This is a genomic window from Flavobacterium sp. NG2, assembly GCF_034119845.1.
GTDB lineage: Bacteria > Bacteroidota > Bacteroidia > Flavobacteriales > Flavobacteriaceae > Flavobacterium.
Genome location: NZ_CP139420.1, coordinates 269,885 through 285,295, shown reverse-complemented (window position 1 = coordinate 285,295; position 15,411 = coordinate 269,885). Strand labels below are relative to the sequence as shown.

Genomic DNA, 15,411 nt, shown 5'->3' with positions numbered 1-15,411 from the left:
AAAATGAAAAAATCTATAGATATAATTTGCGTAGGAGAAGTGTTGATTGATTTTATTGGACATCAAATTAACACCTCAATAAATAGGACTAAGGATTTTCACCGATTTTTAGGTGGTTCACCAACAAATGTGGCGGTGAACGCGGCTAGGCTTGGGTTAAAATCAGTTTTAGTGGCTACTTGTGGTGAAGATGGTTTAGGGGAGTACATTGTTCGTAAATTGAAAGCTAATAATGTTATTACAACCCAAATTAAAAAATTAGATAATGTACCCACATCAGTGATTTTTGTATCTAAGTCTACAGGTACCCCTGATTTTATTCCTTACCGTGAGGCAGATTGTATCATCGAGCCTAGCCAAATCTCAAATGAAATTTTAGAATCAGCAAAGGTTTATCATACAACTTGTTTTGCGTTGAGTAAGAACCCTGCAAGAACAACAATTTTAGAGGGGGCAAAAAAAGCAAAAGCTCTAGGGGTAAAAACAAGTATTGATATTAATTTTTCGGAACGAATTTGGTGCGATAGAGAAGAGGCAAAGTTAGTTTTAAAAGAATATTTGTCAACAGATCCGTTAGTGAAATTAAGTGAAGATGATTGTTACCGATTGTTTGCGGAATCCAAAACTGAAGATTTTATTTTTGAATATTTTCATGGATTAGGTGCTTCAACAATTTGTTTAACTAAGGGTAAAGATGGAGTGGTGTTGTCAGATAAGGTTTTAGGAATATATCACCAAAAAGCACTTCCTGTTGATGATATTAAAGATGCTACAGGAGCTGGTGACGCTTTTTGGACAGGATTTTTATATGCGCAATTATTAAATAAAAATTTTGAAGACACCATTACGATAGCTCAGCGTCTTGCAGTTCTGAAATTGCAAAATGTGGGGAGATTACCAGATAATATTGATATTTCTAAATTTTTAGAGATTGGTGAATAGTAAATTAAGGTGTTAAATCATGGTTGTTTTATTAGTTGTTAATAGTAGGATTTGTTCACTTTTGTGTGCTTTTTGGTTTTAAACGTTAGGGATTATTCATGGTATTTGTAAAATTAACATTTATAATTAAATTTTTTTGCTTAAATTTATGACTTTAAAATTTATTAGATATGACTGTAAATCAAATATTAAGCATTAAAGGAGGGGAAGTTTTTTCTATTGTTTCAACAATTTCAGTTTATGATGCATTGAAAGTGATGGGAGAGAAAAATGTGGGCGCACTGTTAGTTATGGATAATAATGAAATAGTGGGTATTTTATCAGAAAGAGACTATGCTAGGAAAATAGTTTTGAAAGATAAAACATCAAAAGAAACCCTAGTAAAAGATATTATGGGGACAGGTATAATTACTGTAAAGCCAACAGATGATATTGATTATTGTATGGGGTTAATGAGTGGTAAACGTATCCGACATTTACCTGTTGTAGACGACAATGTGGTGTTGGGGGTTGTTTCAATTGGTGATATTGTAAAAGCCGTTATCGAAATGCAAAAAGAAACCATACATCATTTAGATGCTTATATTAATGGTACACAAGTATAGAATTTTTGTTAGAAATAGTTAAATAGCTGCATAGTAATGCGGCTATTTTTTTTGAAGGCAATATTAATTTTGGATTTTAACAAAAGAATATGATAAAAGCTTCAATTTTAAGCCAAGACTTATATCTTTGTAAACTAGATAAATCTGAGATATGGATAAAAATAGTAAAAGAAGAGAAGCGTTATTATATCATGCAAAACCTACACCAGGGAAAATTCAAGTAGTGCCTACAAAAAAGTATGCCACTCAAAGAGATTTATCGTTGGCTTATTCGCCCGGAGTGGCTGAACCTTGTTTGGAAATTGCAAAAGATGTTGATAACGTTTATAAATATACTGCCAAAGGAAACTTAGTTGCTGTAATTACCAATGGTACTGCGGTTTTAGGACTTGGGGATATAGGTCCCGAAGCTTCAAAACCTGTCATGGAAGGAAAGGGATTGTTGTTTAAAATCTTCGCCGATATAGATGTTTTTGATATTGAAATAGATACTAAAAATGTTGAAGAGTTTATACAAACCGTTAAGAATATTGCACCAACTTTTGGTGGAATTAATCTTGAAGATATTAAAGCGCCTGAATCTTTTGAGATTGAACGTAGGTTGGTTGAGGAATTGAATATTCCTGTAATGCATGATGATCAACACGGAACGGCGATTATATCTGCTGCTGCTTTGATAAATGCCTTGGAACTAGCTGATAAAAAAGCAGAAGATGTTAAGGTAGTGGTTTCTGGAGCTGGTTCGGCGGCTTTAGCTTGCGCCGATTTATATAGACTTTTAGGGGTAAAAATGGAAAACATTTTTATGTTTAACAGTAAAGGACTTTTAACTAAAGATAATTCGTCTTTATCTGAATTGCAGCAAAAGTATGCTAAAGATATGGCGTCTATCAGTCTTGAACAAGCACTAGCTGGAGCAGATGTGTTTATAGGGTTGTCATCTGGGGATATCATGTCGGCTCAAATGTTATTAGGAATGGCAGATAATCCAATTGTATTTGCAATGGCTAATCCTAATCCTGAGATAGATTATAATTTAGCGATTCAAACAAGAAAAGATATCATAATGGCTACTGGAAGATCTGATCATCCTAACCAGGTTAATAACGTTCTTGGATTTCCATATATTTTTAGAGGTGCCTTAGATGTACGTGCAACTAAGATTAACGAAGCTATGAAAATGGCTGCTGTTAAAGCATTGGCAACACTCGCAAAAGAATCTGTTCCTGAACAAGTAAACGTAGCTTATGGTGCTACAAAATTAGTATTCGGAAGAGAGTATATTATTCCTAAACCATTTGATCCAAGATTAATTTCTATTGTTGCGCCTGCAGTAGCAAGAGCGGCAATGGATTCAGGAGTAGCACAACACCCAATAACCGATTGGCATAAATATGAAGAGGAATTAATGGAGCGTTTGGGTAATGACAACAAAATGCTCCGAATGATTACCAATAAGGCAAAAATGGATCCAAAGCGTATCGTTTTTGCGGAAGCAGAGCATTTAGACGTCTTAAAAGCGGCACAAATAGTTCATGAAGAAGCAATTGCTATACCTATCTTACTTGGAAATAAAGAGATAATTGTTGAATTGATGCAAGAATTAGGTTTTGATGCAGATGTGGAAATTATTGATCCAAAGGATAGAGCGGAAGAAACAAGAAGAAAGCGTTTTGCAGTAGCACATTGGGAATCTAGAAAAAGAAGAGGGATTTCGTTATATGATTCTGAGCGATTAATGCGCGAAAGGAATTATTTTGCTGCTATGATGGTGAATGTTGGAGAAGCGGATGGTTTAGTTGCAGGACATACAAGAAGTTATCCTACTGTTGTTAAACCGATGTTGCAATTAATTGGTAAAGCACATAGAGCTTCAATTGTTGCTACAACAAATTTAATGATGACAGCAAGAGGGCCAATGTTTTTGTCTGATACTGCGATTAATATTGATCCAACAGCTGAAGAGTTAGCAAAGATTGCTGTAATGACAGCTAAAACGGCAAAGATGTTTGGCGTTGAACCTGTTATTGCGATGGTTTCTTATTCTAATTTTGGTTCTTCGGTGGATCCTAGAGCAACGAAAATAAGAGATGCAGTTTCCTATTTGCATGAACACCATCCAGATTTGATAGTTGATGGTGAAATTCAATCGGATTTTGCTTTAAATCCTGAAATGCTCAAGGAGAAATTCCCTTTTTCAAAATTAGCGGGTAAAAAAGTGAATACATTGATATTCCCTAATTTAGATTCTGCTAATATTACCTATAAGCTTTTAAAGGAATTGAATAAAGTTGAATCCATTGGTCCAATTATGATGGGGATGGACAAACCAGTTCATATTTTTCAATTAGGAGCAAGTGTCGAAGAGATGGTGAATATGGCAACTATAGCTGTATTAGACGCACAAGAAAAAGGAAAAAAGAAAAAGTAACATTCTAATTTACTAACCTTGATCTAGTATAAGGTCAAGGTTGTTTTATTTGAAAATAGATGATAGCACATTTACAAGGGAAATTAGTTGAAAAAACGCCAACAGATGTAGTAATTGATTGTGGTGGCGTAGGATATCATATTAATATCTCACTACATACTTATTCTTTATTACCTAATACTGATTTTATAAAGCTATTCACTTATCTTCAAATAAAAGAAGATGCGCATACTTTGTTTGGGTTTGTTGAAAAATCAGAAAGAGAAATTTTTAAATTGTTGCTTTCTGTTTCTGGTATAGGAGCAAGTATTGCAAGAACGATGTTGTCTTCATTAGAACCAAAACAGATTATAAATGCTATAGCTTCGGGTGATGTTATGACAATTCAATCTATAAAGGGAATTGGAGCCAAAACGGCACAAAGAGCCATTTTAGATCTAAAAGATAAGGTTATAAAATTGTACGATATAGATGAAGTTTCGATGACTCAAAGCAATACAAATCGAGATGAAGCGTTATCTGCATTAGAAGTTTTAGGATTTGTTCGTAAAACATCTGAAAAAGTTATTGAAAAAATCGTAAAGGAAGATCCAGATGCATCAGTGGAGACGATAATTAAAAAAGCTTTAAAAAACTTATAGAAAATAAAAAATAACACGAATTTTATGTGTAGAATTTATACTTTTTTACTGATTTTGTTTTGTGGTTTTGTATCCTTAGCTCAAGTCAATACAGTTGCTCAAGATACAGTAAAAAATGGAGTTTCTTTAGGGAAAGTTCAAATGAAAAATCCTAAAAGCATCCTTTCAGCCTATACTTATGATCCTATCTCTAATAGATATCTTTATAATAATACTGTTGATGGTTTTTCTATTAGTTATCCTATAATTTTAACGCCTAAGGAATACGAAGATTTATTGATGAAAGAGTCTATGAGAGATTATTTCAAACAAAAATCTGATGCTGTTGATGGTAAAAAAGAAGGTAGTGAAGAAGCTAAAAAAGATTTATTGCCTAAATATTATGTGAATTCTGGATTTTTCGAAACCATTTTTGGAGGAAATACAATCGACGTAAAACCTACTGGTTCAGTAGAAATGGATTTAGGGGCACGCTACACGAAACAGGATAATCCTTCGTTTTCACCACGAAACAGGTCTAACTTGGCCTTTGATTTCAATCAAAGAATAAGCATGAGTTTAATGGGGAAAGTAGGTACAAGAGTGAATGTGAATGCAAATTACGATACACAATCTACCTTTGCTTTTCAAAATCTATTAAAGCTTGATTATACACCAACCGAAGACGATATCATTCAAAAAATTGAAGTAGGTAACGTTAGTATGCCTTTGAATAGTTCGTTAATTCGTGGGGCTCAAAGTTTATTTGGTGTAAAAGCACAATTGCAATTTGGAAAAACAACTGTTACAGGGGTTTTTTCTGAACAAAAATCACAAACCAAAAGCGTTGTGGTTCAGGGTGGTGGAACGATTCAGGATTTTGATGTTTATGCTTTGGATTATGATAATGATAGGCACTTTTTCTTGTCACAATATTTTAGAAACAAGTATGATGCCTCACTTAAGAATTATCCTTTTATTGATAGCCGTGCTCAAATTACAAGGATTGAGGTTTGGGTTACCAATAAACAAAATCGTGTCAATTCAAATGCCAATAATTTAAGAAATATTATTGGAATTCAGGATTTAGGGGAAGGACAACTTACAGGTATTCCAGATAGTGAAGTTGTTGTGAGAGACCCTTCAGCAGGAATGTTTTATAACCCAATTGATACACCAGCAGATAATACAAATAATGGTTATGACCCTGCCCGTATACAAGCAGGTTCTGGTTTGTTAAATAAAAGTATTAGAGAAATTGCCACAGCCGATCTAGGTTTTATTAACTATACGGCTAAAGAAGGTCAGGATTATTCGAAATTAGAAAATGCTAGAAAATTAAGCTCAAATGAATTTACATATCACCCGCAGTTAGGGTATATCTCGTTGCAACAGCGTTTGTCAAATGATGAAGTTTTAGCGGTAGCTTATGAGTATACTATCGGTGAAAAAGTCTATCAAGTAGGGGAGTTTGGTAATGACGGAATTGAGTCTACAGTAGTTACTGGGACTTCTTCTGACCAAGCGGTTATTACACAATGTTTGGTTTTGAAAATGTTGAAAAGTAATTTAACCAATGTTCAAAATCCTATTTGGAACTTGATGATGAAAAATATTTATCAAATTCCAGGTGCTTATCAGGTAAAACAAGAAGATTTTAGATTTAATATCTTGTATACCGACCCTTCTCCTTTGAATTATATTACGGAAGCCAAAGATGCATCAGGGAATATTGTTCCTTTTCCAGCTAATCCAACGGTAGATAATAAGGTTAAAGAGAATCCATTATTGAAGGTGTTTAATTTAGATAAATTAAATTACAATAATGACCCACAAGCAGGGGGTGATGGTTTCTTTGATTTCATGCAAGGACTTACTATTGATGCTCAAAACGGAAGAATTATTTTTACGACTAAAGAACCTTTCGGGGAATTGCTTTTTAATAAGTTAAAAGGTACTGATGCTAGTAATTATAGTGATCCTAATTCTTATAATGCAAACCAAAAGAAATATGTTTTTAGAAGCATGTACCGTAGCACTCAATCGGGAGCATTGCAAGACAGCGATAAAAATAAATTTCTTTTGAGAGGAAAATTTAAATCGACTGGAAGCGACGGTATTCCTATTGGAGCTTTCAATGTGCCACAAGGTTCGGTAGTAGTTACTGCTGGTGGGCGTAAATTAGTGGAGGGGGTTGATTATAGCGTTAATTACCAATTGGGCCGCGTACAAATTTTAGATGCTTCCTTACAAGCTTCCAATACACCAATAAATGTGTCTTTGGAAAACAATTCGATTTTTGGACAACAAACAACTCGCTTTATGGGAGTTAATGTAGAGCACAAAATTTCGGATAAGTTTGTGGTGGGTGGTACTTTGTTGAAGATGTCTGAACGACCATTTACTCAAAAATCAAGTTACGGACAAGAATCCATAAACAATACCATTTTTGGATTTAATACTAATTTCTCAACTGAAGTTCCTTTCTTTACACGATTGGTGAATAAATTGCCAAACGTTGATACGGATGTTCCGTCCAATTTATCAGTTAGAGGTGAGGTAGCATTTTTACGTCCTAATGCTTCAAAAATTGACAGTTTTGATGGGGAATCAACAATTTATGTTGATGATTTTGAAGGTTCACAATCAACAATTGACATGCGTTCAGCTTATGCATGGAGTTTGTCATCTACACCGTTTATTAATAATGATAAGGATAATACCTTTTTTGCACAAGACAATTCGTTACAGTATGGTTTTAAAAGATCGAAATTAGCTTGGTACACTATTGACCCTATTTTCTATACGTCAAAACCAGCGGGTATCTCTAATAACGATTTGTCATTAAATAAAACAAGAAGGGTTTTTAGTGGTGAATTATATCCTAACACTGATATTCCTTTGGGACAAACTCAAGTTGTAAGCACCTTAGATTTGACATATTTCCCAAAAGAACGTGGACCGTATAATAATAATGCAAATTTTGCGGCAGACCCAAAAGGAAATTTTGGAGGGATTATGAGAGCAATAAACTCGACTAATTTTGAGCAAGGAAATGTAGAGTACATTCAGTTTTGGGTTCAAGATCCTTATGTTGGAAAAGGCGAAGTTTCGGCAGCAAATACAGGTAAACTGTATTTTAACTTAGGGGAAATTTCAGAAGATATTTTGAAAGATGGAAGAAAGCAATTTGAAAATGGACTTGGCCCTGATCAGATTTTGGTGAACCCAAGACCAATTTGGGGAGATGTTCCAGCTTCACAATCGTTGATTTATGCTTTTGATTCCAATCAAACCAATCGTACCAATCAGGATGTTGGTTTGGATGGATTGCCAAATAGTAAAGAGGCGGAAGTGTATACGAATTTTGCTTCTGAGCCTGACCCAGCAGCGGATGATTATACATTTTATTTGAATACAAGTGGAAGTGTTGTTGAAAGGTATAAAAATTATAATGGCGTACAGGGGAATTCGGCTGTAGATATTAATGATGCCAATAGAGCTTCGACTGCTGTTCCAGATGTTGAAGATGTCAATCGAGATAATACGATGAATACGATTAATGCGTATTATGAGTATAGTATCGATATGAAAAAGGGAATGGAAGTAGGAGATAATTATATTGCAGATATTAGAGAAACAACAGTTACTTTACCAAATGGAGAAACTACACAAGCAAGGTGGATTCAATTTAAAATACCTGTAGCTCAACCTAAAAATATTATTGGAAATATTTCTGACTTTAGATCAATTCGTTTCATGCGTATGTTTATGACTGGTTTTGAAGAGGAAATAACCTTGCGTTTTGGTTCTCTAGATTTAGTTAGAGGAGATTGGAGAAGATATACAAATACACTTGATTTTAAAGATACCAATGTTACAGATGACAATACAGAATTAGATGTGCTTACGGTAAATGTTCAAGAAAACGATACAAGATGTCCTGTGAATTATATTCAGCCTCCAGGTGTTCAAAGAGAGCAATTGTATAACAACAATACAGTTATCAATCAGAACGAGCAAGCCTTATCATTAAGGGTTTCTGGAAGTGGATTAGAACCTGAAGATTCAAGAGCTGTATTTAAGAACGTAAGTATTGATATGCGTCAGTATAAAAAACTGAAAATGTTTTTACACGCTGAAAGTTTGCCTATGCAAACGGAATTAAAAGATGGTCAAATGTCTGCTTTTATTCGTTTTGGTAATGATTTTACGGATAACTTTTATCAAATAGAAGTGCCTCTTAAAGTGACAGTTCCTTCTGGGTGTTCACCTTTGAGTGCAGAAGTAGTTTGGCCTGCTGAAAATGAAATTGATTTAGCTCTAAGTTTGTTGACTAAATTAAAAATACAATCAAAGGGGGTGGCTGTTTCTGATTTGCCATTGGATGGGGTTTATTATCAAACGGAATCAGAACTTGGTGGTGCTAATAGTAATTTGGTTTTAGGAGTAAAAGGAAATCCTAATTTTGGATTAGTGCGAACCTTGATGGTAGGGGTGAAAAATAATTTAGAGCTTAATCCAAATTTAGATGAGCAAAATATAAAAGGGGAAGTTTGGTTTAACGAGCTTCGTCTGGCTGATATGGATAATACTGGAGGTATGGCGGCCTTACTGAATGTAGATACCAATTTTGCAGATTTTGCTACTGTTTCAGCAACCGGGAAGAAAAGTACAGCAGGTTTTGGGGCTATTGAGCAAGGACCTAATGAAAGAAGTCGTGAAGATATCCAACAATATAATATTGTAACTAATATCAATCTTGGGAAGTTATTGCCAAATAAATGGGGGATAAATTTACCTTTTAATTATTCAGTAGGCGAGGAAACGATTACGCCTATTTATGATCCGTTTAATGCTGATATTAAGATTAAAGAATTACTGGAAAATACAGATAGTAAAGCTGAAAGAGATAATATTGTAAATAGAGCTGTAGATTATACCAAGCGTACAAGTATCAATTTTATTGGTGTTAGAAAGCAAAGAAGTCCTGAGCAAAAACAACATATTTATGACCCTGAAAACTTTACTTTATCTCAATCCTATAATAAAGTGGAGCGTCATGATTATGAAATTGAAGACTATTTAGATCAGCAAGCAAGTACATCTGTAGATTACGGGTATAGTTTTCAATCGAAACCCATAGAGCCTTTCAAGAAATCAAAATTCATGAAGAAAAGCAGCTATTGGAAAATGTTGAGTGATTTTAATTTTAATTATTTACCAACCAATATTTCTTTCAATACGAATATTATTAGACAGTACAACCGTCAAGAATTTAGACAAGTTGAGAACGTTGAAGGTATCGGACTCGATCCATTATACAGAAGAAATTTCGCATTTAATTATCAATATGGATTCAATTATAATTTGACTAAATCATTGAAATTAGGGTATAGTGCGACATCAAATAATATCGTTAAAAATTATTTGAACGATCAGGATGAGCCAATTGAAGATTTCAGAATTTGGGATGGTTATTGGGATCCAGGTGATGCATTCAATCATACACAGCAATTAGTGGTGAATTATGAATTGCCAATTAATAAAATTCCACTTTTTAGTTTTGTGAAATCAAACTATGTTTATACAGGGAATTATAGTTGGCAACGTTCTTCTACTTTCTTATCAGAATTAGAGATTGATGGAAGCACTTATAATTTAGGAAACACAATTCAAAATTCAAGAGCACATACCCTGAACAGTAGTTTCAATATGGATATGTTGTATAAGTATTTAGGACTGATTAAAAAACCAGCAGGTAAACAGTTGATGAAACCAAAAACAATCCCTAAACCTGGTGAGAAAGTTGTTAATACAGTTGCTAAACCTGCTGCAAAAGAAAATCCATTTATGGATGGATTAATGGGTGTTTTGACAAGTGTGAAAAATATTCAGTTGAATTACACGGATAATAGTGGTACTGTTTTGCCTGGATTTACGCCTGGATTAGGATTCTTTGGTTCTTCAAAACCAACTTTAGGATTCATTTTCGGTAGTCAAGATGATGTTCGATTTGAAGCGGCTAAGAATGGATGGTTGACGAATTACCAAGATTTCAATCAAAATTTCACTCAAGTCAATAATAAATCTTTAAAAGCTACTGCAAATGTTGATTTGTTCCCAGACTTAAAAATTGATTTGAATGCAGACCGTACTTTCTCAAAGAATTACTCTGAGCAATATGATGTGTCTTCGGATGGATTCTATAATTCTCGTTCACCGTATACCTATGGTATGTTCTCGATCTCAACTGTATTAATTTCAACGGCTTTTTCAGCAAGTGATGAAAATTCATCTGCAGCATTTGATGATTTTAGAAACAACAGACTTGTAGTAGCAAACCGTTTGGCTACAGAAAAAGGAATTGATATTACCAATCCAGCAAATCTTGATGCAGAAGGTTTTCCTATTGGTTTTGGAAAAAACAATCAGGCTGTTTTGCTTCCAGCATTCATGGCGGCTTATACAGGCGGTGATGCTTCAAGTACGTCGTTAGGTGCTTTTAGAAATTTCCCGATTCCAAACTGGTCTGTAAAGTATAACGGTTTGATGCGTTATGAAATGTTCAAAAAGAACTTTAAGCGTTTTTCATTGCAACATAACTATAGAGCATCTTACACGATTAATCAATATCGTTCTAACTTTAAGTATGATGAAAATCCTGGAGGAGTTGATGATAACGGAAATTTCTTTAATAAAACGTTAATCTCAAATATTAACTTGGTGGAGCAATTTAGTCCGCTTATTCGTGTTGATTTTGAATTAAGAAATGCGTTTAAATTCCTTACTGAGATTAAGAAAGATAGAGCGTTGTCAATGAGTTTTGATAATAATTTATTAACGGAAGTAAAAGGTGTTGAATATATTATTGGTTTAGGATATCGATTTAAAGATGTCATCTTTTCTTCTCGATTGGCTGATAATCCAACGGGAATTATAAAAGGAGATATCAATATGAAAGCTGATTTATCATATCGTAACAATCAAACAATTGTACGTTACTTGAATTATGATAACAATCAATTGGCGGGAGGACAAAATATTTGGTCATTGAAATTCACGGCTGATTATTCGTTTAGTAAAAATCTAACTGCCATTTTCTATTATGATCATTCATTTTCTAAAGCAGTTATTTCGACTTCGTTCCCATTGACAAATATTCGTTCAGGATTTACATTGCGTTATAATTTTGGGAATTAATTTTAGAAGAAAACAAGAAACAATATAGTCACATAAATTTTTTACCGCAAATTCGCAGATTTTGATTGTAAATTGACCGCTATAAGCGGAATTAGCGCAAATTAATTCGGACGAAATTATTAAGCCCAAAATCCGCATTAGGATTTTATTAATTTTTTTCACGCAGATTTCGATACATTTTATATTATAAAAACTATTGATAAAATCTGTGTAAATCCGTTTCATCTGTGTTATTCGTGTTCCAATGCGTAATCAAGGTTAAATATGATCTTAGAATATAAATTAGCTAATCTGAGGTGGTTTTTTAAAATCTTGCGTTGTACTGAAATATAAGATTGTTACATTTGCAAAATAAAAATTCAATTATAAATTATTCAATAAGGTTAAAATGAGTATACCGTCAAATTTAAAGTACACAAAAGATCACGAATGGGTTAGTTTAGAAGGTGATATTGCAACTATTGGGATTACCCATTTTGCTCAAAAAGAGTTAGGAGATATCGTTTACGTTGAAGTAGAAACTTTGGATCAGGTTCTTGAACAAGATGAAGTTTTTGGTACTGTAGAAGCGGTGAAAACAGTTTCTGATTTGTTTCTTCCAATGGCAGGAGAAATTATTGAATTTAATAGTTCTTTGGAAGATACTCCAGAGGCAGTAAATTCAGATCCTTATGGTGCTGGTTGGATGATAAAAGTTAAGGTTTCGGATGTTTCAACTTATGATTCATTGCTTTCTGATGAAGATTACAAACAATTGATAGGTGCTTAAGAAATTCTTTTTTTTGGCAGCTGTTTTGTGGACATCAATTGTGTTGGTTCTTTGTTTGATTCGACTTGATGGTGCTCCGACAGTAGATGTCATGAATTTCGATAAATACGTTCATACCGCATTTCACTTTATCTTTACAATGCTTTGGTATTTGTATTTCAGATTGCATTTTAAAAAAGAGAATAAATACAAACCATTTATAGTTTCATTTGTATCTTCAGTGTTGTTTGGAATCTTGATAGAGATACTACAACAATGTTGTACAGCTAGTCGCGCCGGAGATGTGTTTGATGTTTTAGCAAATATGTTGGGCGCAAGTGTAGCAATAAGTTTGTTCTTTGTTTTAGACAATTATAAATGTTTGGAAAAAATAAGTTAATTTAAATCCCACTATGGTGGGATTTTTTTCTTTAACAGAATGATATAATTAACCACGGTTCTCGATGCATTTTTTGTTCCGTTTTACTATACAAAAAACACTCGAACTGACGTTTTTAATAATTACTCCCAACGGGTTATAATTACGATTAAATATGAAAAAAGTTTTTTTTGCTTCTTTATTGTCTTTGGTGACTTATGTTTCTATTTCTCAAAATACAGTTAGTGATTCCCAAGAGCGCTTTCCTGTTTTTGATAGTTGCAAAAGTTTGGATAATATAGAGTTGGAAAATTGTTTCTATTCGGAAGTTCAGGATTTTATTTCACAAAATTTTATTGTTCCTGAGCATTTAAAGAAGATTGATTTTAAAGGAGAAATTAAAATGCTTTTTGAGGTGAATAGCAGTGGCGTTTTTAAAGTGATATATGTCAATGCGATTGATGAAGAATTGATTAAAGAAACTAAAAGAGTTTTTGGGCAGTTCCCAAAGATCCAACCTTCTACGTACAATGGAAAACCAACGTATGCTAAATTCAATTATACCATTCAAATTCCATTAGGGAAAACGAACAAAGTAAGTTCTACTGTTAAAACGAATGTTGGTCTAGTTTCAAGCCAGTCTAAAGAACTGACGGAATTAGAAAGTATCGTTTATCAAAAATATTCGAATCCAGAATTTGAAAGTCATTTGAATATTCCGTTTTCTCATAGTTATTATGCACATTTTGATGGGGCGATGAATCAGGTGGGGAGTAACAGTCATACCGCTTCAAAACCCTATACCTATGCAGAGGTTTCTAAGTACTATAATCTAAAAGAAGCCAATGAAAAGTTGCAGAAAAAAGCTTCGGGTTGGTGGGCAAGAAAACTGTGGAACGAAAACATGGTTGCCATTCAAGGTGAAGATTATTGGTTTAATGTAAACCCAATTTTGGATTTACAATTAGGAAAAGACAGTAAAAGTGAGGCTTCATATACCTATGTAAATACCAGAGCGATTAACTTTAGAGGAGGACTGGGAAGTCAGTTGAATTTTACCGCTACCATTTTTGAAAGTCAAGGACGATTTTCGGATTATTTCAATCGCTATGCCGAATCGATAAAACCTGCAGGTGGTAATCCAGCCATTATTCCAGGTGTCGGAATTTCTAAGGATTTTAAAACAGATTCCTATGATTTTCCTTTGGCAGAAGCCAATTTGACTTTTACCCCTAATAAATTTATCGATTTGCAATTGGGCTATGGTCGCAATTTTATTGGTGATGGCTATCGCTCTTTGATGGAAACCGATGGAGCGAGTCCGTATCCGTATTTTAAAATCAACACCAAGTTTTGGAAAATTAAATATACCAATACTTATATGTGGCTCAAAGATGTGCGTCCTGAGGTGACTGTGGAGCGTACCTATGCCACTAAATTCATGGCGAATCACTATTTGAGTTGGAACGTGTCGAACCGATTGAATCTAGGTTTTTTCGAATCGGTGATTTGGACCAATACCAATGACAGAGGTTTTGATATGAGTTTTGTAAATCCAATAGTGTTTTATCGCTCGGTAGAGTTTGCTTCTTCGGCAAGGACAGGAAATGCTTTGTTAGGATTGACGGCTAAATACAAATGGAACAACAGCATCAATTTGTACGGACAATTTCTGTTAGATGAATTTTCACTTGGCGACATCAAAGAGGGGGATAACAGCTGGAAAAATAAATTTGGTTATCAATTAGGAGCCAAATATTACAACGCCTTCAAGATTGATAATTTGTTGTTGCAATTAGAGTACAATCATGTGCGTCCTTATGTGTATTCGCATAGCGACCCTATTACGAATTACGGACACAACAATCAAGGTATCGGTCATCAATGGGGCGGGAATTTTGGAGAGTTTATTGCAATCGCTCGTTATCACAAAGAGCGATATTTTGCTGATGCCAAGTTCACCATGGGAACTCGTGGATTTGATTTCGCTACTACAGGAGCCAATTCAAACTATGGAGGAGATATTTACAGAGACTACGATCTAGAGCGTTTTGCTAATTCAGGGGTCAAAGTAGGACAAGGAAACAAGACTTCTGTTTTTATTGCTGACCTACAAGCGGGTTATTTGGTGAATCTAGCAACCAACTTAAAACTATTTGCTAGTTACATTTTTAGAGATTTCAATCCTACACAAAATACGGCAACAGTATTCAAAGAAACCACCAATTGGTTTAGCATAGGATTACGTGCTGATGTGTTCAATTGGTATTTTGATTATTAGCACAGGATTTTATAGGTTGTTTAATTTTTAAGGAGCAGGATGAGTCGTTATCTCAATAACGTTTCGTCCTGCTCTTCGCTATATCTCTTGTGTCTGCTTTCGCGACCACAAGAGGATGCCGCTTCGATCAGGGCTAAAAATCACGTTTTTATTTTCATAATATCGTTTAGCAAAATATCTTACAAATACTGTTTTATTGTGC

At 34.1% G+C, this 15,411-nt stretch carries 8 protein-coding genes; all 8 read left to right on the top strand.

What is annotated here, in order from left to right; translation table 11 throughout:
* Positions 1–3 precede the first annotated feature (3 nt).
* The 8 genes from SLW70_RS01325 to SLW70_RS01290 all read left to right on the top strand — a co-directional run bounded on the left by SLW70_RS01325 (position 4) and on the right by SLW70_RS01290 (position 15,209).
* Positions 4–942 carry a sugar kinase gene (locus tag SLW70_RS01325; RefSeq protein WP_320890098.1) on the top strand — a complete coding sequence of 313 codons (939 nt, stop codon included), beginning with the start codon at positions 4–6 and terminating at the stop codon, positions 940–942.
* A 170-nt stretch (positions 943–1,112) separates the two neighbouring features.
* Positions 1,113–1,547 carry a CBS domain-containing protein gene (locus SLW70_RS01320; protein ID WP_320890097.1) on the top strand — a complete coding sequence of 145 codons (435 nt, stop codon included), beginning with the start codon at positions 1,113–1,115 and terminating at the stop codon, positions 1,545–1,547.
* A gap of 151 nt (positions 1,548–1,698) precedes the next feature.
* Positions 1,699–3,978 carry an NADP-dependent malic enzyme gene (locus SLW70_RS01315; protein ID WP_320890096.1) on the top strand — a complete coding sequence of 760 codons (2,280 nt, stop codon included), beginning with the start codon at positions 1,699–1,701 and terminating at the stop codon, positions 3,976–3,978.
* 59 nt (positions 3,979–4,037) lie between these two features.
* Positions 4,038–4,619, top strand: a complete 582-nt coding sequence (gene ruvA, locus SLW70_RS01310; RefSeq protein WP_320890095.1) for a Holliday junction branch migration protein RuvA — start codon at positions 4,038–4,040, stop codon at positions 4,617–4,619.
* Positions 4,620–4,643: 24 nt separating this feature from the next.
* Positions 4,644–11,801 (top strand): cell surface protein SprA, encoded by a 7,158-nt coding sequence (sprA, locus tag SLW70_RS01305; protein ID WP_320890094.1) that lies wholly within the window; start codon positions 4,644–4,646, stop codon positions 11,799–11,801.
* A 388-nt stretch (positions 11,802–12,189) separates the two neighbouring features.
* Positions 12,190–12,570 (top strand): glycine cleavage system protein GcvH, encoded by a 381-nt coding sequence (gene gcvH / locus SLW70_RS01300; RefSeq protein WP_320890093.1) that lies wholly within the window; start codon positions 12,190–12,192, stop codon positions 12,568–12,570.
* 13 nt (positions 12,571–12,583) lie between these two features.
* A complete protein-coding gene (locus SLW70_RS01295; RefSeq protein WP_320890092.1) occupies positions 12,584–12,949 on the top strand; it encodes a VanZ family protein in 366 nt (121 codons plus the stop codon).
* A 154-nt stretch (positions 12,950–13,103) separates the two neighbouring features.
* Positions 13,104–15,209, top strand: a complete 2,106-nt coding sequence (locus tag SLW70_RS01290) for a gliding motility protein RemB (protein WP_320890091.1) — start codon at positions 13,104–13,106, stop codon at positions 15,207–15,209.
* The last annotated feature ends 202 nt before the right edge of the window (positions 15,210–15,411 follow it).

Coding starts and splice junctions, on each gene's coding strand:
- ruvA (WP_320890095.1), top strand. CDS start 4,038: ATGATAGCACATTTACAAGGGAAATTAGTTGAAAAAACGCCAACAGAT.
- SLW70_RS01315 (WP_320890096.1), top strand. CDS start 1,699: ATGGATAAAAATAGTAAAAGAAGAGAAGCGTTATTATATCATGCAAAA.
- SLW70_RS01325 (WP_320890098.1), top strand. CDS start 4: ATGAAAAAATCTATAGATATAATTTGCGTAGGAGAAGTGTTGATTGAT.
- SLW70_RS01290 (WP_320890091.1), top strand. CDS start 13,104: ATGAAAAAAGTTTTTTTTGCTTCTTTATTGTCTTTGGTGACTTATGTT.
- gcvH (WP_320890093.1), top strand. CDS start 12,190: ATGAGTATACCGTCAAATTTAAAGTACACAAAAGATCACGAATGGGTT.
- sprA (WP_320890094.1), top strand. CDS start 4,644: ATGTGTAGAATTTATACTTTTTTACTGATTTTGTTTTGTGGTTTTGTA.
- SLW70_RS01320 (WP_320890097.1), top strand. CDS start 1,113: ATGACTGTAAATCAAATATTAAGCATTAAAGGAGGGGAAGTTTTTTCT.